Source organism: Pantoea sp. RG18 (assembly GCF_025910075.1).
Taxonomy (GTDB): Bacteria; Pseudomonadota; Gammaproteobacteria; order Enterobacterales; family Enterobacteriaceae; genus Pantoea; species Pantoea agglomerans.
The window spans coordinates 32,583-52,832 of record NZ_JAPCIL010000027.1; the positions used below are offsets into that span (position 1 = coordinate 32,583).

At 52.9% G+C, this 20,250-nt stretch carries 16 protein-coding genes; 9 read left to right on the plus strand and 7 right to left on the minus strand.

Features of this window, described 5'->3' with window-relative positions; translation table 11 throughout:
- Positions 1-288: 288 nt before the first annotated feature.
- On the minus strand, positions 289-1,239 hold the full coding sequence (locus OK409_RS21780; RefSeq protein WP_264367531.1) for a sulfonate ABC transporter substrate-binding protein: 951 nt from the start codon (positions 1,237-1,239) through the stop codon (positions 289-291).
- A 95-nt stretch (positions 1,240-1,334) separates the two neighbouring features.
- Positions 1,335-3,224: a sigma-54-dependent Fis family transcriptional regulator gene (locus OK409_RS21785; RefSeq protein ID WP_122459966.1), complete on the minus strand. Its 1,890-nt coding sequence runs from the start codon at positions 3,222-3,224 to the stop codon at positions 1,335-1,337.
- 274 nt (positions 3,225-3,498) lie between these two features.
- Between OK409_RS21785 and ssuD the strand changes: the two genes are divergently transcribed.
- From ssuD to OK409_RS21810, 5 genes are all read left to right on the plus strand, one after another.
- Positions 3,499-4,671 (plus strand): FMNH2-dependent alkanesulfonate monooxygenase, encoded by a 1,173-nt coding sequence (gene ssuD / locus OK409_RS21790; RefSeq protein WP_033759967.1) that lies wholly within the window; start codon positions 3,499-3,501, stop codon positions 4,669-4,671.
- A 19-nt stretch (positions 4,672-4,690) separates the two neighbouring features.
- Positions 4,691-6,103, plus strand: a complete 1,413-nt coding sequence (locus OK409_RS21795; RefSeq protein WP_264367532.1) for an FAD/NAD(P)-binding protein — start codon at positions 4,691-4,693, stop codon at positions 6,101-6,103.
- A 68-nt stretch (positions 6,104-6,171) separates the two neighbouring features.
- The gene (locus OK409_RS21800) at positions 6,172-7,581 is read left to right on the plus strand and encodes an LLM class flavin-dependent oxidoreductase (protein ID WP_033781083.1); all 1,410 of its coding nucleotides are present in this window, start codon (positions 6,172-6,174) and stop codon (positions 7,579-7,581) included.
- Positions 7,582-7,939: 358 nt separating this feature from the next.
- Complete coding sequence (locus OK409_RS21805; RefSeq protein WP_033781082.1) at positions 7,940-9,400, plus strand: MFS transporter; 1,461 nt, start codon at positions 7,940-7,942, stop codon at positions 9,398-9,400.
- Positions 9,393-10,610 (plus strand): monooxygenase, encoded by a 1,218-nt coding sequence (locus OK409_RS21810; protein WP_264367533.1) that lies wholly within the window; start codon positions 9,393-9,395, stop codon positions 10,608-10,610. The genes OK409_RS21805 and OK409_RS21810 overlap by 8 nt, the downstream gene beginning before the upstream one ends.
- Before the next feature lie 297 nt (positions 10,611-10,907).
- On the opposite strand, the gene OK409_RS21815 is transcribed toward OK409_RS21810, so the two are convergent.
- The gene (locus OK409_RS21815; RefSeq protein ID WP_045139858.1) at positions 10,908-11,378 is read right to left on the minus strand and encodes an SgcJ/EcaC family oxidoreductase; all 471 of its coding nucleotides are present in this window, start codon (positions 11,376-11,378) and stop codon (positions 10,908-10,910) included.
- A 933-nt stretch (positions 11,379-12,311) separates the two neighbouring features.
- On the opposite strand from OK409_RS21815, the gene OK409_RS21820 reads away from it, so the two are divergent.
- Positions 12,312-13,349 carry a tyrosine-type recombinase/integrase gene (locus OK409_RS21820; RefSeq protein ID WP_010671927.1) on the plus strand — a complete coding sequence of 346 codons (1,038 nt, stop codon included), beginning with the start codon at positions 12,312-12,314 and terminating at the stop codon, positions 13,347-13,349.
- Positions 13,350-13,785: 436 nt separating this feature from the next.
- Here OK409_RS21820 and feoB read toward each other — a convergent pair whose 3' ends face one another.
- The 3 genes from feoB to OK409_RS21835 form a co-directional block, all read right to left on the minus strand.
- Complete coding sequence (gene feoB / locus OK409_RS21825) at positions 13,786-16,113, minus strand: Fe(2+) transporter permease subunit FeoB (RefSeq protein ID WP_050680248.1); 2,328 nt, start codon at positions 16,111-16,113, stop codon at positions 13,786-13,788.
- The gene (locus OK409_RS21830; protein ID WP_022624265.1) at positions 16,113-16,337 is read right to left on the minus strand and encodes a FeoA domain-containing protein; all 225 of its coding nucleotides are present in this window, start codon (positions 16,335-16,337) and stop codon (positions 16,113-16,115) included. Before OK409_RS21830 ends, feoB begins: the two co-directional genes overlap by 1 nt.
- A 483-nt stretch (positions 16,338-16,820) precedes the next feature.
- Positions 16,821-17,201: a YgiW/YdeI family stress tolerance OB fold protein gene (locus OK409_RS21835; RefSeq protein WP_010257071.1), complete on the minus strand. Its 381-nt coding sequence runs from the start codon at positions 17,199-17,201 to the stop codon at positions 16,821-16,823.
- 971 nt (positions 17,202-18,172) lie between these two features.
- Here OK409_RS21835 and OK409_RS21840 point away from each other — a divergent pair.
- The 3 genes from OK409_RS21840 to OK409_RS21850 all read left to right on the plus strand — a co-directional run bounded on the left by OK409_RS21840 (position 18,173) and on the right by OK409_RS21850 (position 19,423).
- Complete coding sequence (locus OK409_RS21840) at positions 18,173-18,409, plus strand: YgdI/YgdR family lipoprotein (protein WP_010257065.1); 237 nt, start codon at positions 18,173-18,175, stop codon at positions 18,407-18,409.
- Positions 18,410-18,472: 63 nt separating this feature from the next.
- Entirely contained in the window at positions 18,473-19,015 is a 543-nt protein-coding gene (locus OK409_RS21845) for a YfaZ family outer membrane protein (protein ID WP_033770122.1), read from the plus strand.
- A 105-nt stretch (positions 19,016-19,120) separates the two neighbouring features.
- Complete coding sequence (locus tag OK409_RS21850; protein WP_029519489.1) at positions 19,121-19,423, plus strand: hypothetical protein; 303 nt, start codon at positions 19,121-19,123, stop codon at positions 19,421-19,423.
- A gap of 52 nt (positions 19,424-19,475) precedes the next feature.
- Here the strand turns inward: OK409_RS21850 and OK409_RS21855 are convergent, their stop codons facing one another.
- The gene (locus OK409_RS21855; protein WP_010671932.1) at positions 19,476-19,661 is read right to left on the minus strand and encodes a DUF2256 domain-containing protein; all 186 of its coding nucleotides are present in this window, start codon (positions 19,659-19,661) and stop codon (positions 19,476-19,478) included.
- Between the last annotated feature and the right edge of the window lie 589 nt (positions 19,662-20,250).

Genomic DNA, 20,250 nt, shown 5'->3' on the forward strand with positions numbered 1-20,250 from the left:
AATACAGACTGAAATAGATGATTTTTTCGGAGCCTCAGGAAATATGTTCTTAATACAGGTTAATCGATGCCCTTTACTAACGTAAAGGGCATCTTTCTTACAGCACCATCAGGACTTTAAACCGTTTTCAGCGAGGATGAGCTGAACGTCGGTGACAGGACTTTATCTGCCCAGGCTGATGCGCGGATAACACGTCACGCTAATCCGCCTGCACTTGATTAACTCCAGGCGATTACGTTATCAGCCGTCAGGCGAAGGTTCCCCTAATCAGCCGCCGCCCGCCTCACCCTATTTGTTATCCAGCGACCAGGTTGCACTGCGGATATCGACCTTCACTGGTAACAGACCAATCTGGGTAAACTTATCGGCCAGAGCCTGCTGCTGCGTGAAGACTTCAGGTGTCATCCGCTCAGCCCCGAACGGCATCCTTGCCAGCGCCCGTTGCCAGATCGGCTGCGGCAGACCGGTTGAGGTGGACATGATTTTTGCCGCCTCTTCCTGATGTTGATTGGCCCAGGTACTTAGCGACCCAAGCTCATCCACCACCTGGCTGGCGATTTGCGGCCAGGTTTCCGCAAACTTACGGCTGGCAAGATAGAAGGTGAAGTGTGGCACCAGGCCTTCGGCATTTTTAATCAGCCGCGCGTGGGCGTTGGTTTCAACTTCTGCGTAGTAAGGATCCCAGATTACCCAGGCATCCACTGCACCGCGCTGGAAAGCGGCACGCGCATCCGCGGGTGGCAGATAGACCGGTGTAATGTCTTTATAGCTCAGCCCCGCCTGCTCCAGCGCAGTGACCAGCAGATAGTTAACGTCAGAGCCTTTATTCAGCGCCACGCGTTTGCCTTTGAGATCCGCCACGCTTTTAATGGGGGAGTCGGCGGGCACCACAATCGCCTCAGTTTTGGGGTTGGCGGGAGAATGTGCCAGATAAACCAGATCGGCCTGTGCGGCCTGAGCAAAAGTCGGTGGCGCGTCGCCGGTTGCGGCCAGATCGATACTGCCGATGTTCAGGCCTTCCAGCATCTGCGGCCCGGCCGGGAACTCAATCCAGTGAACCGCAATCCCCTGTTTCTTAAATTCCTGATCCAGCGTGCCGCGATATTTCAGCAGGGCGAAGATATTGGCTTTCTGAAAACCAATGTTAACTATTTCGGGTTTCTCTGCTGCTGCCTGGGTGTTGAACGCTAATCCCGCCTGGGCGGCAATAATCAATGCGCTAAGCAAAACTCTTTTCATCTCTCATTCCTGAGTCTGGTTGTTGTCAGCGCAACATAACAAACGCGGGTTGAAGCGCTTAGCGATCAAATGTTCGATGCTTAGCGAAAAAAACGCTATGGATGCCAGACCGACTCACGTACCCGAATGGCGCGACTCAATAGCCCCAGTGCATAGAAGCGGTCAGCGATGGTCTGCTGTTCCCGGATGATGGCCAAGTTCATGCGCTGGGTCTGGTGGCTGCGCCGCGCTAAGGCATGCATCAGTGAAGGCGCTGATATCCCGAGTTCGGTGGAGAGCAACGCAGCGGCTTCAGCACGGTGTGCATCGATGTAGCGGCCAGTCTGCTCCAGCGCGGTGAGCAGAACCTGCAGCAGATCGCCCGACTGCGCGGCGAACCCGCGTTCGGCAAGGTAAAACTGATGATTATTGACCCGGCCGGTGCCATCAGCGATCACCCTGAACTGTCCGCTGTTCTCTGCATCGCTGAGCAGCGGATCCCACATCATCCAGGCATCCACTGCGTTGAGATCGCTGGGCGTCAGCGGATATTTGGGCGGTGCATAGACGATGCGCACATCATCCAGCCCTAAACCCGCTTCATCCAGAATCTGCAGCAGCAGATAGTGAACGTTGGAACCACGATTTACGGCGATGCGTTTTCCTCTGAGATCGCCAATCTGCTGAACCGGGCTGCTGTTCGGTACCAGCAGTGCCACGCTCTGCGGCGCGGCGGGTTCCCAGGCCACATAAACCATCGGGCTGTTGCTGGCCTGCGCAAACAAGGGAGGAACTTCACCGGTCGTGCCGAAATCGATCTCCTGTTGGCTCAGCGCATGCAGAAGCTGCGGACCCGCAGGAAACTCACTCCACAGCACGCTCACGCCTCTATCGGCCAGCTGCTGTTCCAGTGACTGGCGCGCTTTCAGGATGCCGAGGTTGCCAAATTTCTGATAACCGATGCGCAGTTCCCGCTCCCGTTCGGGCTGCTGATTCAGAGAAGGGTCGCGCTGACGCAGTGAAGTGCGGCGCGGTTTAATAACTCCCAGATGGCCCAGTTGGGTGCGCAGCGTATGACGACTGATGCCAAGCAGCGCGGCGGCCTGCAGTTGATTGCCCTGAGTGAGTTCCAGCGCATTCTTTATCAGCGCCTCAATCACCCGGGGATAGAGCGGTGTTTCGCTCTGCTGCATCTGCTGCCGTAAAAACTGATCCAGCGCCTCCTCTCCCGGTGGTAACTCGCTACCCGTGAGGTTATTCAGCCGGAGCTGCTGCGGCGTGACCAGCGAGGTTTTGCTGAGCAGGACGGCATTATGCAGGGTGTTCTCCAGCTCGCGAATGTTGCCCGGCCAGCTGTAGTCCATCAGCGTGGCGACAGCATCTTCACTGAGACGTAACTGAGGTCGGCCCAGACGGCGCGCATAGAGCTGCAGGAAGTGAGTGGCCAGCACCGGGATATCTTCGCATCGCTGGCGCAGCGGCGGCAGCGTGACGCTGGCCACATTCAGCCGGTAGTAGAGGTCTTCCCGGAAGCGCCGTTCACGAATCGCCACCGCCAGGTCACGGTTGGTGGCCGCAATGACCCGCACATTGACCTTTACAGCCCTGGAGGAACCCACACGGGTAATCTCGCGTTCCTGCAGCACGCGCAGCAGCTTCACCTGCAGTGACGCACTCAGTTCACCGACTTCATCCAGCAGCAGCGTCCCGCCCTCTGCCGCCTCAAACCAGCCACGATGCCGATCCTGTGCGCCGGTAAATGCCCCTTTCTCATGACCAAAGAGCTCCGACTCCGCCAGACTCTCAGTGAGGGCACCACAGTTGACCGCCAGAAATGGCTGTCTGCTGCGGGCGCTGTGATGATGCAGATAGCGCGCCATCACCTCTTTGCCGGTGCCGGTTTCACCAATGATCAGCACCGTCGCGTCGGTAGGCGCAAGCTGATCCAGCACGCTTTTAAAGGCGCGCGATGCGGGGTCAATCAACTCAGGGCTGGTAATCTGCATCTCATTTACCGGGTTAACTGGAAAGCCATGACCATACCGCGTGGCTAACGCGGAAACGAGAGGCTAACCGGACCGGATTGTTGCCAATGCAGCAGGCTGTAACTTTACCTGTCGCAAATGCAGCAATATTCAGCAAGAGGAAATATAAATATGTTATTGAATTTATGAGGTAAATTTTAATAAACAGACTGGCACGCATCCTGCTAACACCTATATAACTAAAGAATTTATGCCTATGTATTAAATTCAAATATCGTTATAAAGGAATCTGCTAATGAGTCATGCGACACAGGAAAACCTCAACCTCTTCTGGTTTCTGCCCACCCATGGCGATGGGCGCTATCTTGGCACCACCGAAGGCGGCAGAGCAGTCGATTTACCCTATTTACAGCAGGTTGCGCTGGCGGCAGATAATCTGGGCTACTACGGTGTATTAATCCCGACCGGTAAGAGCTGCGAGGATTCCTGGCTGGTCGCCTCTGCACTGGCTCCGATCACCAAAAAGCTGCGCTATTTAGTAGCCGTACGTCCTGGCCTGCAACCGCCAAGCCTGGCGGCGCGTATGGCGGCTACGCTGGATCGGCTTTCTGGCGGACGTTTATTGATTAACGTGGTCACGGGCGGCGATCCGGTTGAGAACAAAGGTGACGGCATCTTTCTGAGTCATGAAGAGCGCTATCAGGTGACCAGAGAGTTTCTTGAGGTCTACTCCCGCCTGCTGAAAGGCGAGAAGGTCGATTTTTCGGGTGATCACATCCGCGTGGAAGGCGCTGAGATCCTCTTTCCGCCGGTGCAGGAAAATGGCCCACCGCTCTATTTTGGTGGCTCGTCTGATGCCGCTATCGACGTTGCGGCGAATCAGATCGACACTTATCTGACGTGGGGTGAGCCGGTTGAACAGGTAGCGGAAAAACTGGCGGTGGTTCGTCAGCGGGCGCAGGAGAGTGGCCGTAGCCTCTCCTACGGCATCCGGTTGCATGTCATTGTCCGTGAAACCGAAGAGGAAGCCTGGGCGGCGGCCGAGCGGCTGATTTCTCATCTGGATGAAGAGACCATTGCCGCCGCACAGAAGATCTTTGCCCGCATGGACTCAGCCGGACAGGCGCGGATGAGCGCGCTGCATCAGGGCTCGCGAGACAGCCTGCGCATTGGTCCCAATCTCTGGGCAGGCGTCGGCCTGGTGCGCGGCGGTGCGGGTACTGCGCTGGTGGGGAGTCCGCAGCAGGTAGCCGATCGCATCCGGGAGTATCAGGCGCTGGGGATCGAGAACTTTATTTTCTCCGGCTATCCGCACCTTGAAGAGGCGCACCGCTTCGCTGAACTGGTGATGCCGCTGTTACCGCTGGCTGCCAACGCCGAAAAGAGACAGCGCAGCGTGAACACCGGTCCTTTTGGTGAAACCATTGGCGGCGACCGTCGTCCTGATAAACAGGCCAGCGCCAGTTAACAGAAGAGAAGGTTCGCTTATGTCACAGCAGCAGATAGTCATTATCGGCGGTGGTTTTACCGGCACCGCGCTGGCGATCCATCTGGCCCGGGCTGGCCAGGCAGGGTTGCACGTGACGGTGATTGAACCACGAGCGCAGCTTGCTCAGGGTGTGGCATACGGCACCACCGATCCGGCCCACCGCATCAATGTGCCAGCCGCCAGAATGCAGCTTGCTGGGGATGAGGAGGGCATATTTGACCGCGACTATCGCGCATCGCCCGCCTTTCAGGCCGACCCGGACGCGTTGTGGCGTGACGGCAATGTCTACCCGCAACGCGGGGAGTTTAGTCGCTGGGTCAATGCGCAGTTTGTGCATCAGCAGCAGCATTCGCCGGTAAAACTTAGTCATCTGCGTGATAGCGCGGTTGCGCTGCAGCATGGTGTAGTGACCACAGCCTCAGGGCAGAAGATCCGGGCCGATCAGGTGGTGCTGGCCATCAGCCATCCACCGCCGGACCTGCCTGCGCTGCTGAAGCCCTTACAGGGGCATCCGGGGTTGATTGCCAATCCCTGGCAGAATGGCGCGCTGGCACAGGTCGCACCTGACGATCGGGTAGCGATTATCGGTTCAGGGCTGACCATGTCCGATGTGGTGGCATCGCTGCATCGCCAGCAGCATCGCGGAGAGATTACCGCCTTCTCACGCCGTGGACAGCTGCCGCGAGCCAACCTGAGCGGCAGCGATGAGAGCTACACCCTGGATTACAGTCAGCCGCAGCCCGCCAGCGCACGTGGCTGGTTACATCGGGTGCGTCAGGAGGTAAAACAGGCAGCCGCGTTAAATCTGCCCTGGCAGCTGGTGCTGGATGATATCCGCCGTAACGGCCAGCGTATCTGGCAGAGCCTTTCACTGCATGAGCAGCAGCGTTTTCTGCACCATCTTCGCCCCTGGTGGGATGTTCACCGCTACCGGATTGCCCCGCAGGTAAGTCAGATTCTCAACCAGCAGCAGGCGAGCGGTCAGTTGTCACTGCTGGCGGCGCGGCTGATGGGCGCGGAAGCGATGGTAAACAATCTTCAGCTGACGCTGCGCCGGCGTGGAGCGCAATCAGAAATCCGGGGGGTGGATAAAGTGATTGTCACCACCGGGCCAGCGCACAACGCACTGCTTAAAAGCAACGCGCTGCTGCGCCAGCTCCACGACGACGGCGTGATTCAGCCCGACCCGCTGGCGCTGGGCATTCAGGTTAACGCGCTGTCACAGACGCTGAATGCGCAGGGTGATGCCAATCCTCATCTCTATGTGGCCGGGCCTGCCGCGCGTGGTCGCTTTGGCGAACTCATGGGATTACCGCAGGTTGCAGAACACGCTGAGTCCGTAGCACGGCAACTACTCTCCACCACGCCGCTGCCCATCAGCGAGCGATGTCCCGGCTCACTCATCTACTGAATCACCCTTCCGGAACAATCACTAAAAGGTGGGCGGCAAGCGATTGCCGCATCCGCCCAGGAGTCGCTATGTCATCGCAACGTGAAATTCGCCTGAATGCTTTCGATATGAACTGTGTCGGTCATCAATCGCCCGGCTTATGGGCGCATCCCCGGGATCGTTCCTGGCAGTACAAAGATCTGGAGTACTGGACCGACTTAGCACGCCTGCTGGAGCGCGGCAGGTTTGATGGACTGTTTATTGCTGACGTGCTTGGGGTCTACGACGTGCTCAACGGTAATAACCAGGCCGCGATTCGGCACGCCACGCAGGTGCCGGTAAACGATCCGCTGGCGTTAATCACGCCAATGGCGCTGGTGACGGAACATCTGGGCTTTGGCCTGACCGCCTCACTGTCGTTTGAACACCCCTACCCGTTTGCGCGACGGATCTCGACGCTGGATCATCTGACCAAAGGCCGCATTGGCTGGAATATTGTAACTTCCTATCTGGAAAGCGGTGCGCGTAATATCGGACATCAGGCTCAGACCGACCACGATGCGCGCTACGACTATGCCGATGAATATCTGCAGGTTATCTATAAGCTGCTGGAGGGAAGCTGGGAAGATGGCGCGGTCCTGCGCGATCGTGAACGTCATATTTTCAGCGACCCGAATAAAATCCATCCGATAAATCATCAGGGTAAATTCTTCCAGGTGCCCGGCATCCATCTGTGCGAACCTTCGCCGCAGCGCACGCCGGTACTTTACCAGGCAGGCGCCTCCAGCCGCGGTAAAGCGTTTGCGGCGGAGCATGCCGAATGCGTGTTCGTGGCGGCACCTTCGAAAGTTCTGCTGAAGAAAACCGTGACGGATATTCGCCGGAGAGCCGCTGAAGCGGGACGCGATCCGCGCTCCATACTGATCTTCAACCTGCAGACAGTCATTGTTGGCGAAACCGACCTGGCGGCGCAGGCCAAATGGCAGGAGTACAAGCGCTATGTCAGTTACGAAGGCGCGCTGGCGTTGATTTCAGGCTGGACCGGTATTGATTTCGGGCAGTATCAGCCGGATCAGGTACTGAAACATCTGCACACCAATGCGATTCAGTCGGCGGTTGAGACATTCTCCACTGCCGATCCCAACCGCCAGTGGACGGTGCAGGGCCTGGCAGACTGGGTGGGCATTGGCGGATTTGGTCCGCTGCTGGTGGGCAGCGCCGAAACGGTGGCCGATGAGCTGCAAAGCTGGGTCGAAGAGACAGACGTCGATGGTTTTAACCTCGCCTACGCCGTGACGCACGAAACCTTTACTGACGTGGTGGAACTGCTGGTGCCGGAACTGCAAAAGCGTGGCGTCTACAAGCAGGAGTATCAGCCCGGCACGCTGCGTGAAAAGTTATTTGGTCAGGGGCCGCGGCTGGCGTTGCCGCATCCGGGTGCCGGTTATCGCCGGAGTGCTGGTGTGGAACAGCCAGCAGCCAGGGTGGAAGTTTCATAACAGAGACGGCTGGCTGCCTGGCATGAATAACCGGCGCATAGCAAAGTGCAAAGAGGCAAGAGTACGTCTTGTCGCCGGTTGATGGACAGGTATTACCGGGCCGCTCATTGCTGTTAACCGTTGCTGAACCGGTCTGCCATGTGCTGCTGAAACCTCACCCGTTTCAGCAGTATAAAAACAACATTTAGCTGAACGCTACCGGATGAATTTTATATTTCATGCGGGGTCTGGTGTGGGTGAGATATAATCCTATCTTATTGAATTAATTATAATAGTTATCTGATTTTGTTGGTTGTTAACTATGCCAGTAATTCATATAAAACCCTCGCTACCTGCTGAATATAATAACGAGGATACGATGAGTACATTAGAAATTGACAACACCTTAACTGCGCCACCGCCTCACTCTCAACCGGTTCGATCGGTGAGTGATGTGGCCCGGCTGATTAACAGTAACACCGAAAAAAACAGCTATGCGCGCTGGATTGTTTTCCTGGCGCTGGGCGGCGTGTTTCTTGATGCCTACGATCTCACTACCCTCTCCTACGGCATTGATGATGTGGTGAAGGAGTTTGGTTTAACCCCGGTACTCACGGGCCTGGTGACGTCGTCAATCATGATCGGCACCATTGTGGGTAATCTGGTCGGCGGCTGGCTGACCGATAAATATGGCCGTTACTCAGTGTTTATGGCGGACATGTTGTTTTTTGTCGTCTCCGCCATTGCGGCAGGTCTGGCCCCCAACGTCTGGGTGTTGATTGGTGCCCGTTTTCTGATGGGCATCGGCGTCGGGATCGATCTGCCGGTTGCCATGGCCTATCTGGCAGAATTCTCTAAGTTCTCCGGCAAGGGCAATAAAGCATCGCGCCTCGCAGCCTGGTGCCCGATGTGGTATGCCGCTTCGTCTGCCTGCTTCTTTATTATTTTTGCACTCTATTTCCTGCTGCCCGCCGAACATATCGACTGGCTGTGGCGCGCCTCGCTGCTGTTTGGCGCCGTACCGGCGCTACTGATTATTGCGGTGCGCAGTAAGTTTATGAATGAGTCACCGCTGTGGGCGGCGAATCAGGGCGACCTGAGCGGTGCGGTGCGTATTCTGCGTGACTCTTACGGCATTGTTGCGCATGAGGAGCCGCCCGCTAAAACCGATGCGGTGAAAGCGAAGCCGAAAGTGCGTTTCCGCGTACTGTTTCAGAAGCCTTATCTGGAGCGCACGGTCGTCAGTGCGGTGATGAACGTCTGTATTTCATTTGAATACACCGCCATCGCTTTCTTCCTGCCCTCTATCCTGGCGCAATTTCTCGGCGCGGGCGTATTTGAAACTATCTCTGCCTCGCTGGGACTGAATGCGTTGTTCGCCTTTACCGGCGGGCTGTTGGGGATGCGACTGGCGTGGAAATTTCCCTCACGGCATGTCGCAATCGCCGGATTTGCGCTGCAGTTTATCGCGCTGATTTCGCTGGCATTGATTGGTCATCCCCAGGCGACAGCTGGCGTGGTGTTTGCGGTGCTGATGCTGGGTTTGTGGCTCTTTGCAGAGGGATTCGGACCCGGCGCGCAGTTGATGATCTATCCGGCGCTCTCCTACCCGACCCACATACGCGCCACCGGTGTCGGCTTTAGTCGTTCGCTCTCCGGTGTGGGCAGCGCGCTGGCGCTGTTTATTCTGCCAATTTTGCAGGCGCGTTACGGCACCAATATGTTCTGGATTGTCTCGCTGGCCGCCCTTATCCCGATTATTTTCCTGTTAATCATTCGTTTTGAACCGACCCGACAGGACATCGATGAACAACCCGATTCAGGAGAGGATCATGTCTGAATTAAATCGTACCGAATTTGCCGAACTGGTTCAGCATTTCAGGCCGCTGTTCGCCCGCATCGCTGAGGGGGCATGTGCCCGTGAAACCGAACGCACACTGTTGCATGAGCCGATCAGCTGGCTGAAAGCGGCGCGCTTCGGCACCCTGCGTATCCCTAAAGAAGAAGGCGGCTTTGGGGTTTCGCTGCCGCAGTTATTTGCTCTGCTGACCGAACTGGCTGAGGCAGATTCGAACCTGCCACAGGCGCTGCGTGCGCACTTCGCATTTATTGAGGATCGCCTGAACCAGCCAGCCAGTGAGGATCGGCGTCGCTGGTTCCGCCGCTTTGTGGACGGTGAGCTGGTAGGCAGCGGCTGGAGCGAGATCGGCGCGGTGAAGCTGGGTGAAGTCAACACTCAGGTTTCTCCCGATGAGGGGGGATGGCGGATCAGCGGTGAGAAGTTCTACAGCACCGGCACACTCTATGCGGACTGGATTGATGTCTATGCTCAGCGCGCGGATAACGGTCGTGATGTGATTGCCCTGGTGAACACCCACCAGAATGAGGTGGAGCGCGATGATGACTGGGATGGCTTCGGGCAGCGACTGACCGGCAGTGGTACTACGCGCTTTCATCAGGCCCGGGTTGAACTGCCACATGTCTATGATTTCAGTGAGCGTTTCCGCTATCAGACGGCATTCTATCAGCATGTCTTACTGGCCACGCTGGCGGGCATCGGGCGGGCGGTGGTGCGCGATGCTGCTCAGGGCGTGGCGCAGCGTAAGCGTATTTACAGCCACGGTAATGCGCCGCAGGTGAAGCAGGATGTGCAGGTGTTGCAGGTGATTGGTCAGATAAGCAGCTGGGCATGGGCAGCCGAAGCCGCCGTCGACCGGGCGACCCATTCGTTGCAGCGGGCATTTGAGCTGCAACTGAGTGGCGCAGATGAGGCACAGCTTCATGCGGCAAATGTGCTGGCCGAAGTAGAGTCCGCTCAGGCACAGGCGGTGGCCGTTGAGCTGGTGACGCGTGCGGCAACAGAATTCTTCAATGCGCTGGGTGCATCTGATACCCGAGTCAGCAAGGCACTCGACCGCCACTGGCGTAATGCACGAACGGTTTCGTCGCACAATCCGGTGATCTACAAGCTACGTAACGTGGGTGACTGGGAGGTGAACGTCACCGATCCGACCTTCATCTGGCAGATAGGCAATGGAAATGGAGTGTAAAACCGCTATTTCATGGGCAGATATTTGCGTTTGGGAATTGATCAGCCTGCAATGGAAGTACCAAACCGACAGATTTCATTTTATTCGGATGGGAAACTGACGCTGGCCATTTAATAGCACTTATACTGTCCGTGATACAGGAAACAGACACGCTAAATGCGAAGAATATTAATTGCCATTTCTTAAGTATGAGTCAGGCGTTATTATCTTCAAGCCCGAGCGTTTATTTTCGCGCAAAGGGAAAAAGAGCCAGCATCACACCATGACGCTGGCTCTTTTTTCATCAGTGCGTCTGTTTTAAGGCTTGCTTACAGGCTCTGGCATAGCTGAAGAGTGATGGGTTGAGATTTTCCAGCCCTTACCATCCCAGACATAAGTGAAAGTGTAACGTGCTGTGACGTGCGTGTTATCTTTAAAAGTAAATGTATAAACGCCGGTATCAATCGCTTTATTACAACCGATTCTGATAGTCCGGGAATCAATTTTACCGCTCGGCCCTTTTTTCAGGAAATCTTTAAAATAATCGATACGTTCCTGATCGGTCAGACGTACCTGATTTGAAATGGTCGGCAGCAAAACGGCATCGCTGACATATAATTCAGAGACTTTGGTTGCATCACCGGTTGCCAGAGAGTCATTCCAGGCGTCAAACAGGTTGGCCACATCCTGCTCTGAGGCTCTGACACAGGCCACGGACTGTTGTGCCTGCGTAACAACTGGGGCGCAGGAAAGACCTAAAAGGCACAGCGATAATAACGTTTTTTTCATGAAAACATCCTCATATTTACCCTGGGTGAAGCCGACGTTCTGTGCGTTCTTCCAGACGCCGCCATAAAATGTGTATAACTCGTTAATACGTTTTAATCCTGCTGATCAGCCAGAATAAGACCGCTGCGATAAATACATTAGCCGCTTTATTCGATTAAAAAGCTGATGCATATACTTATCGACGCTTTTGATATGCAGGGGAACAAGATAGATGAAAGGAAGTGCTGTCTGGTATTTAAATCGGCGATAAGCTGGTATTTAGTTTTTTGTTCTAAGGGTTAATGCCTGGGTCTCTTTTGGTAGCGTAAATGACATGTCGCCTGTTCAGAACTATGAACGTAATATCGGGAAGTTGTGTTTAATTTATGTACTCTATAAAAATTTTAAAAGGATATTGCCTGTGAGCAGTGTTATATGGAACCTTTTTATGATTTATTAATTTAACTGACTAACTAATTAACGTCGTCTGCCATTTTTCAACATCTCTATTTTGATGCTCCTGCTCATTATTGCGCTGGGAAAATAAAGCATCGTGATGTGCTGATTTAATTAAATAATGATTAAACCGTTCATACCCTGGTTTAAACGCGCCTTAGTTTGAGACATTTTTTTGCGTCGTGGTTTCACTTGAACAACTCGCAGTGAGTTACGTTCAGCTATTGATAAAGCGTGTGACCTGTACCTGCCCTGACTGACTGCGATGAGCGTCAATCCGTTAAAAGCCAGACGGGATCGGTTACGATATACTAACTTCGTATAATTGTTCTTATACGAAGTCATGACATAGGGAAGGTGCCGGGTTAAGATGGATAGCAGTAGAGTTCGTCCTGAAAATGACAACGCTACGTAAATTCTGCCCGGTTATCCCCCTGCTTAGTTCTCAGAATTAACGTAGCGCGATCATCGGCATCTTTGGTTGATAAGTGAGCAAATATGAGTGAGTTAGTGCCGTTAACCCCTCTGACGGTTGACCGGAATAGCGATATCACCGAGCGGCTCCGGCAGTTCGTTCAGGATAAAGAGGCTTTCTCACCTAACACCTGGCGACAGCTGCTTAGCGTAATGCGAATCTGCAATCGCTGGTCGGAAGATAACCAGCGCAGCTTCCTGCCGATGAGTGCAGACGATTTGCGTGACTATCTTTCTTTTCTGGCTGAAAGCGGCCGGGCCTCCTCAACCGTCACTTCACACGCGGCGTTAATTTCGATGTTACACCGTAACGCCGGATTGCCGGTGCCCAATGTCTCTCCGCTGGTTTTCCGGACGATGAAGAAGATAAACCGTGTGGCGGTGATCAACGGTGAGCGGGCAGGCCAGGCCGTGCCCTTCAGGCTGAGTGACCTGCTGGCGCTGGATAAAGAATGGTCAGGTTCTGATAACCTTCAGGCGCTTCGCGATCTGGCTTTTTTACATGTGGCTTATGCAACGCTATTGCGTATCAGTGAACTGTCGCGTTTGAGGGTGCGGGATGTGATGCGTGCCGGTGATGGTCGCATCATTCTGGATGTGGCATGGACAAAAACTATTGTGCAGACCGGCGGATTGATTAAGGCGCTCAGCGCCCGTTCAACTCAACGACTGGAAGAGTGGATTGAAGCGTCAGGGCTATCCAGCCAGCCTGATGCCTGGCTGTTTACTGCAGTACATCGGTCTGGCCGGCCACTGATTGCCGAAAAGCCGATGAGTACAAGGGCACTGGAACAGATTTTTAGCCGGGCATGGCGCACTGCCGGAAAAGAGGGCGCAGTAAAGGCCAACAAAAATCGCTACACCGGCTGGAGTGGCCACAGCGCCAGGGTAGGAGCTGCGCAGGATATGGCAGATAAAGGTTATCCGATTGCCAGGATCATGCAGGAAGGCACGTGGAAAAAACCAGAAACACTGATGCGCTATATTCGCCATGTGGATGCACACAAAGGTGCCATGGTGGAGTTTATGGAGCAATATGGTGACCCTGATTATCCTGGCTGATGGCTCCTGAAAAGAGAATAAAGCCCCTTTTTCAGGCTGAAGTTATCCACAGAAAAAGTGGACAGCCTGTGTGTAAGCCGGTACGGATGAACGCTGCGGCGGGCATCCACAGCGTTCATCCGGCTGATTTAATTGATTTATCCTTACTGCCATAACGCATGCTGCGAATCTGTCTGCAAAACAGGAGCCGCTATCCATAATAAGGGCATGCTGCAGTGCATGGTCAGACCTGCTTTGGTAAGTATCCGCCTTAGCGGGAAGGATAATGCTTCTGGCGGGGTTAATTGTCATGCTGCCTTTGTCACTGCTCATACGCTAATCATCCCACCATTCTGGCTTCAAATTCGTAAGAACAATCAACAGGACAATCCTCACCTGTCCGCTGCGGCCAGCAATCGCCGGCAGCGGAAAGAATGAATGTCATCAGTACTTATTTTTACCGGGCAAAGCCTTTCTGCTTATCACAGCCGCCGTGGCAGCCGCTGCAACTCCCCTTTTCCTCCCTGAGCATGACCGGTATTGACTGCACCCGGCTTCCCGCTTTTCGCAATGCCAGCAGGATGATTCCGTTCAGCACCAGCACAATTATCAGGCAGGTCGCACTAAATGCAGGATGGTCGGCAAAAGTGACGGTCTGGTAAAACAGCGTGGCGGTGGCGTAGGCAATATTGAGTCCCCAGAAGAAGGAGAACATCATCCATTTTTTACCGGCTTCCCGCGCAATAGCCCCCATGACCGAGACGCAGGGAACATAAAGCAGGACAAAAATTAAGTAACTGTAAGCGGCAAAGCCACTGCCAAATTTGGCTGACATCACGCCCATCGAACCAGTCGCCATCTCACCATCGCCTTTACTGGCATCGATGGGATGGGCCAGCGCATCAATTCTGAAGGCAGCCGTTAACCCCGCCCAGGTCTCTGTCAGCGCCTCTTTAAGCTCACCAGGCAGGTCAAAAGCCTGCGGATCAAATGGACTGCTCTGGATTGCCTCTGTGGTGTAAAGGCTGTTGAGCGTGCCGACCACGACCTCTTTCGCCATGATGCCGCTCACCAGCCCCACTGTTGCCTGCCAGTTATCCTGAGTGACACCAATCGGCAACAGCACGGGCGTGATCGCTTTGCTGGTCGCCGCCAGCGCAGAGTGGTTAATGTCATTAACCATCTGGCCATTAAAGGCAAAACTGCTCAGTACGCCAATCAGCATGCTCACCAGGATAATCACCTGTCCGGCTCGCACCACAAACATTTTCAGCCGTTGCCAGGTCTGCAACAGCAGGCTTTTGAGGTGAGGCCGGTGATAGACCGGCAATTCCATGATAAACGGCGAGGCTTCTCCGCCCAGCAGGGTATGCTTAAGCACCAGCCCGGTCGCGATGGCCACCACAATGCCCAGCAGATAGAGGGAGAAAACCAGGCTGGAACTGTGGGTGTTAAAGAATGCCGCAGCGAAAACCGCAAAAATCGCCAGCCGTGCGCCACATGACATAAAAGGCGCAATCAACACCGTCAGCAGACGCTCACGCGGTGTATCCAGCGTCCGTGTCCCCATGACCGACGGGACATTACAGCCAAAGCCGACAATCAGCGGCACAAAGGATTTTCCCGGCAGGCCCAGTGACTGCATCAGACGATCCATCACAAAAGCGGCGCGCGCCATGTAGCCGGAGTCTTCAAGGAAAGCGAGGAACAGGAACATCAGGCCAATCTGCGGAATGATCGGCAGCACGGTATTGATACCGGCACCGATACCCTGCGCCAGGAAAACCGTCAGCCAGTCAGGGAAGTGGCAGACATAGCCCAGCCATTGCGCACCATGAATGAATATCGCCACCGAACTGCTGTCGAACAGTGGCTGTAGCGCAGCACCGATGTTAATTGAAAGCACGAACATTACATACATCACCGCCAGGAATATCGGAATGCCCAGCCAGCGGTTCAGCACAATTTTATCGATCCTGCGGGTCAGACCGGCGGGCATTGCGTGATGAATGTTACTCACTGCCGCGCAAAGCGCATTGATGGTGCGATAGCGGTAATCGGCAATCTGTACGCCGGTCTCTCCTCCGGCCTGCTGCATAATCTCGGGCAAATGCGGAACCAGCGCCGGACAAAGTTTCTGACTGTTGATATCCCCTTCCAGCAGTTGCAAGGCCAGCCAGTAGCGTTTTTGTGGGGCTATGGCGGCGGGCATCTGTTGGCAGAGCTGCTCAATGGCCGTTTCAATCGCAGCCGGATAACGTACCCGTTCCGGTGCTCTGTAAATATGGGGCTGGTCAATCAGCGCTTTGAGCTGGGCAATGCCATCACCTTTGGTTGAGGTCAGTGAAACGACCGGACATCCGAGATGAGCTGACAGTGCTGCGACATCAATAGTGATGTTCTGGCTGGCGGCAATATCCTGCATGTTCAGGGCGACAATGCAGGGTACGCCCAGTTCCAGCAGCTGAAAGGTCAGGAACAGATTACTTTCCAGACTGGAGGCATCGACGACGTTAATCACCACATCGGCGTGATCCTGATAGAGATACTGGCAGGCGATGCTCTCATCTATCGAGCTTTCAGCAGATAGCGTTGTCAGCGATCGGGTGCCTGGCAGATCAATAAGCCTGACATCTGACTGCGCGGTAAAAAATTGACCCTCTTTGCGCTCAACCGTGACGCCAGCCCAGTTCCCGACCCGCTGTCGGGCACCGGTGAGCTGGTTAAACAGCGTGGTTTTGCCGGTATTAGGATTACCAATCAGCCCGATGGTTATCTTCTTCATCAGACGATTTCCTCCAGGATGATGTCATCCAGGTCACGCTGCCGCACCGCCAGGCTGACACGGCGGGTAGAGATCTGCACCGGATCGCCCATTGGCGCCACGCGAATGACCTCAATAACTGCGCCGGGAAGCATGCCCATTGTCAGTAATTTCTGGCGCCAGGCGGAATTTACCGATGGCTGATAGCCAAGGATCCGGTAGGTGCTGCCCATATTCATTGCCATATCACGCCCTGCCTAAAAGTAAGAAGCACTCATTCTATAAATGATACTCGTTTCGGTTTTTGATCTGGCATCGGGCAGGCAGAAGAAAACTGCCGTCAGGGTCAACGGCAGGTCAACAGCGCATTAAATGGGGGTTCTTCCAGGCGCGGGTTCAACAGTTAAAGGCGGATGTGGAGAATGTTGAATCATTCCCGCACTCTACATTTAGTTACATCATTCAATGTACCGTAAATAACTATTACGGCCCTTCGGGCCGTGCGGGGCGGCTGGTCAATGAGCACTCGGATTCACAGAACGGCTCCGTTCAGGTTTAATCAAAAAAACCAACCTGGCAGGATAGCGCCGGTAAAGTAATCTGCTCAAATAGGGTGTTGTAACTAATTGGCGGCCGCTGTAATGAAAGAAAGGCGTCCTGGAAGGATCATTTTCACAATGGCAGTGCCCTGATTTTCAGGCCACCGCCAGGTGATGAGCGAATAAGGATTACTTAAGAACCCGAACCGTTTTTACATCAATCTCAACACTATTCCAGTCTTTATCAACTTCACCTTCAAGACGGACTTTATCACTCGGTGATAACGATTGTCCCATCCAGCGCTTGTCATCAATATCGACATTAATCGTTCCGGTAGCATCTTTGAACTCATAAAGTTCATGCCCGACTTGTCTGATGATGTTACCTTCCAGAACGACCCATGCGTCATCACGCAGCGTCTTAACCTGAGCGACAGAAGAGACGCCGGGTGTCGGACCTTTAAATCCGCCCTGAGAATACCCCTGCCCTGCTGGATTAACAAAACCTTCCTGTGCAGCAACTCCAAAACTCATACCGGCAAACAATGCTGCTAAAAGAAACTTTTTCATATTTATCTCCGTTAAAATTGTCGGGCTAATTTACGATGCAGATCTTAACGGGATCTTAAGAAAATTGATTACCTCCATGTGTTTTAAAAATGTAATGAGCATGATGCGCACGATAAATCCGCATCAGAAAAACAATCAAAGTTAAATCCATGTTGTTAACAAAATAAATTGATAGATAAAAAGTTACGTGAGAGCTGAACTTTTAACATTCACTGTATTATGGTCATTGTTACGCTTTCACTTTGCATCATTTCTTATAAATCCCATAGCTAACATGTCTGTTAACAGATATTATTTCCTGGCATAGATATATCCCAGTATTAAAACATTATGTATCGCAGCTTTGCTCATTAACTATTTTTTTCTTTTTACAACCACTCAACTGAGTGGTTTTTTTCTATGCCTGATTCCCGATGATAGTAACAGAACCCAGTAACGCTGCGTATGCAGTGTATCGACAACGGATTCCATTCGGAATGCAGCCCTTTCTGGCATTAAAAGGGGAAGAATGTTGCCTGATACTGTCTGAAAATGCATAAACAGAAGAGGAGAGTGGTGATAGCCTGATGCCCACCCAAACTGACAAGAGATAAAGGAACATGCGGAATTTACCGAAGAGCGGAGATTCGCCAGCGTTAGCCTCCGAATAAATGCGTTTAGTTCAGTCTTTGAGCATCAGCCTATGCTTCTTACAGATTCATTTTTGGGATTCGAGCTTAAGTTTCTTTTCCTCTACCTTGCCGGTTTTCTTCCTGATTCTCTCAGTACAACCTTCTGCCTTCGCTTCCGCAAGTACTGGTCGCAAAACAATCAATACCCGCCATGGTTGCTTACTCCTGAGCAACCCATGATATTGATCCAGATCATTCTCATCCTGATAAAGAGGCAAACTGCCGGATTGTTAGCATGTCGTTTAACAATCACAGCGAATAATGCCGAATCTTCTTAAAAAGAAACGACAGGAAAGTAAAATGACATCTTTTAATTCTGGCAAGAAATTCGCTTTTGCTATAGCGATGATAACTTCTGTTATGTCCCTTTCCGCCTGCTCAAGCAATTATGTGATCTCCACCAACGATGGGCACATGATTACGACTCATGGCAAACCCGCAAAAGATAAAGAAACAGGCATGATCTCTTATAAAGACACGGATGGAAACATGCATCAGTTACAACAGCACGATGTTAAAGAGATTGTGCAAAAGTAAATCTGCTTTAATAGCACTCTTAATCATTATCCTGAAAATCTGATTCTGTGGGAAAACTGAGCAATGAAAATTTCTGTAATTGGCTTTGGCTTATTATTGTGTGCATCCTCCTCTGCCATGGCCATTGGCCTGAATGCTGAACAAAGTAAAAACACCTCGGTACTGGACGCAGAAATCGGCCGTTCATCCGGCGGGCTTTATGTTGATGGTCAGTGGATCAAAAATACGGCGGATGGTGTTCAGATTGGTCAGGCGGGTACCGGTTATAACCTTGAAATTGGACCTGTGATGCTGACGGCTGGCGTTAAAGCCGCTTACATCGGCGGCAAAAAAGGAGATAACGGCGTTGCGTTTCCTGTTGGCGGCGGTGTGAAAATCAATCTGCCCGCTAATTTTGCGTTGTATGGAGAAGGTTATTCCGCCCCGGAACAGCTGACCAACAGCGTTAAGAATTTCGTTGAGGCCAATGGCGGTGTCAGCTGGTCACCTGTGGATCCACTGGTTTTAAAAGTGGGTTATCGCTATGCGGGTGTTGATGGCAAAGATGGACGTCCGGGTCATACCCTGATCGATGGTCCCTATATCGGTGGCGGCCTGACATTTTAACGTCTGATGACTCTTCCCTTTTTTTGTGGTGAGGAAACCCTGCCGATCGGTTTCCTTACTCAATCACTCGTCTCAACTCAGGCGGGGAGCACTGAGAAACAGATTATGAAACCTCTTATGCTGATGTTATTTACTCTCTGTCTGACCGGATGTGTGCAGTATAAATGGGTCAAGCCAGATGCATCTGAACAGCAGGAAACAATAACGGAAACAGCCTGTCGGGCCCAGGCACTGCGGGATTTACCCCCTGACAATGTCGTTAGCGGTAAATACACCTCAAAAGACAGTAAATATAAAACCACTGACACCGATTACTCCACCAGCGACGCCAATGAAAGCCAGCGAGAGATACTGGTTAAAGATTGTATGTTTAAAAGAGGCTGGCAACAGATCGAGGTACAGCAATAGCCCCATTCCCCTGACTGAGGCCAGGTTAATCCCTGGCCAGCTCTAGTCAGCGTCAGAGGTCAGGTTCAGGTTTTATTTCTGTATCATCCTCTTGCCGATCAGTACGCTGCCGCCGGCACCGTTCCGAGCAATACAACACCTCGTCCCAGCATCGTTCCCACTTTTTTCGCCATGACATCGGTTTATTACACGTTTTACAGTAGCGAACCGGTAATGACTTTTTATTGCCTTTGAACACGCCAGTCTCTCCTGATAACCCCTTATAACGCTGACAATAGCGTCTCTTGTACAGTTTAGCTTGCTTGTGAGTAAGTATTGAGGGCAATTGAGAACGCACTGTTTACCGCTTCATCGGCGCATAAGGCAATATGGTACCCGGATGATGTGGCTCAGGTTGCCTTGATTAGCGGACAGCCTCTCTGGCCCCATACGGCGGCTAAAAAGTCATTACGCCCGTAAATAATCAATCCAGGGTCATACAGGTCACGCGTGATTCTGACTGTTTTATCCCCCTTTACTGGGGTTTGTCTCTCCAGGCTTTTAAAACAAAGCCATAACCCGTCTGGTGATGATCGCCTTAACCAGAACGTTATTTAAGTGATAAATTAATCTGATTTCATGGCCTTACATATTGTCTGAATAAATCAGCCACCTGATGGTTATTTTTTAGTAATTTTGCTATGCGTCCTTTACAACCCTATTATGGTGGCCTCATGGACATATCCAGCCTTATCTGGAGAAGTATGCACGGTGACTGCCTCTCAGAACAAAGCAGGTCCGCGATTAGCGAAGCGATTCCGCTGGAAAAGCGGCGTGAAAGCCCGGTT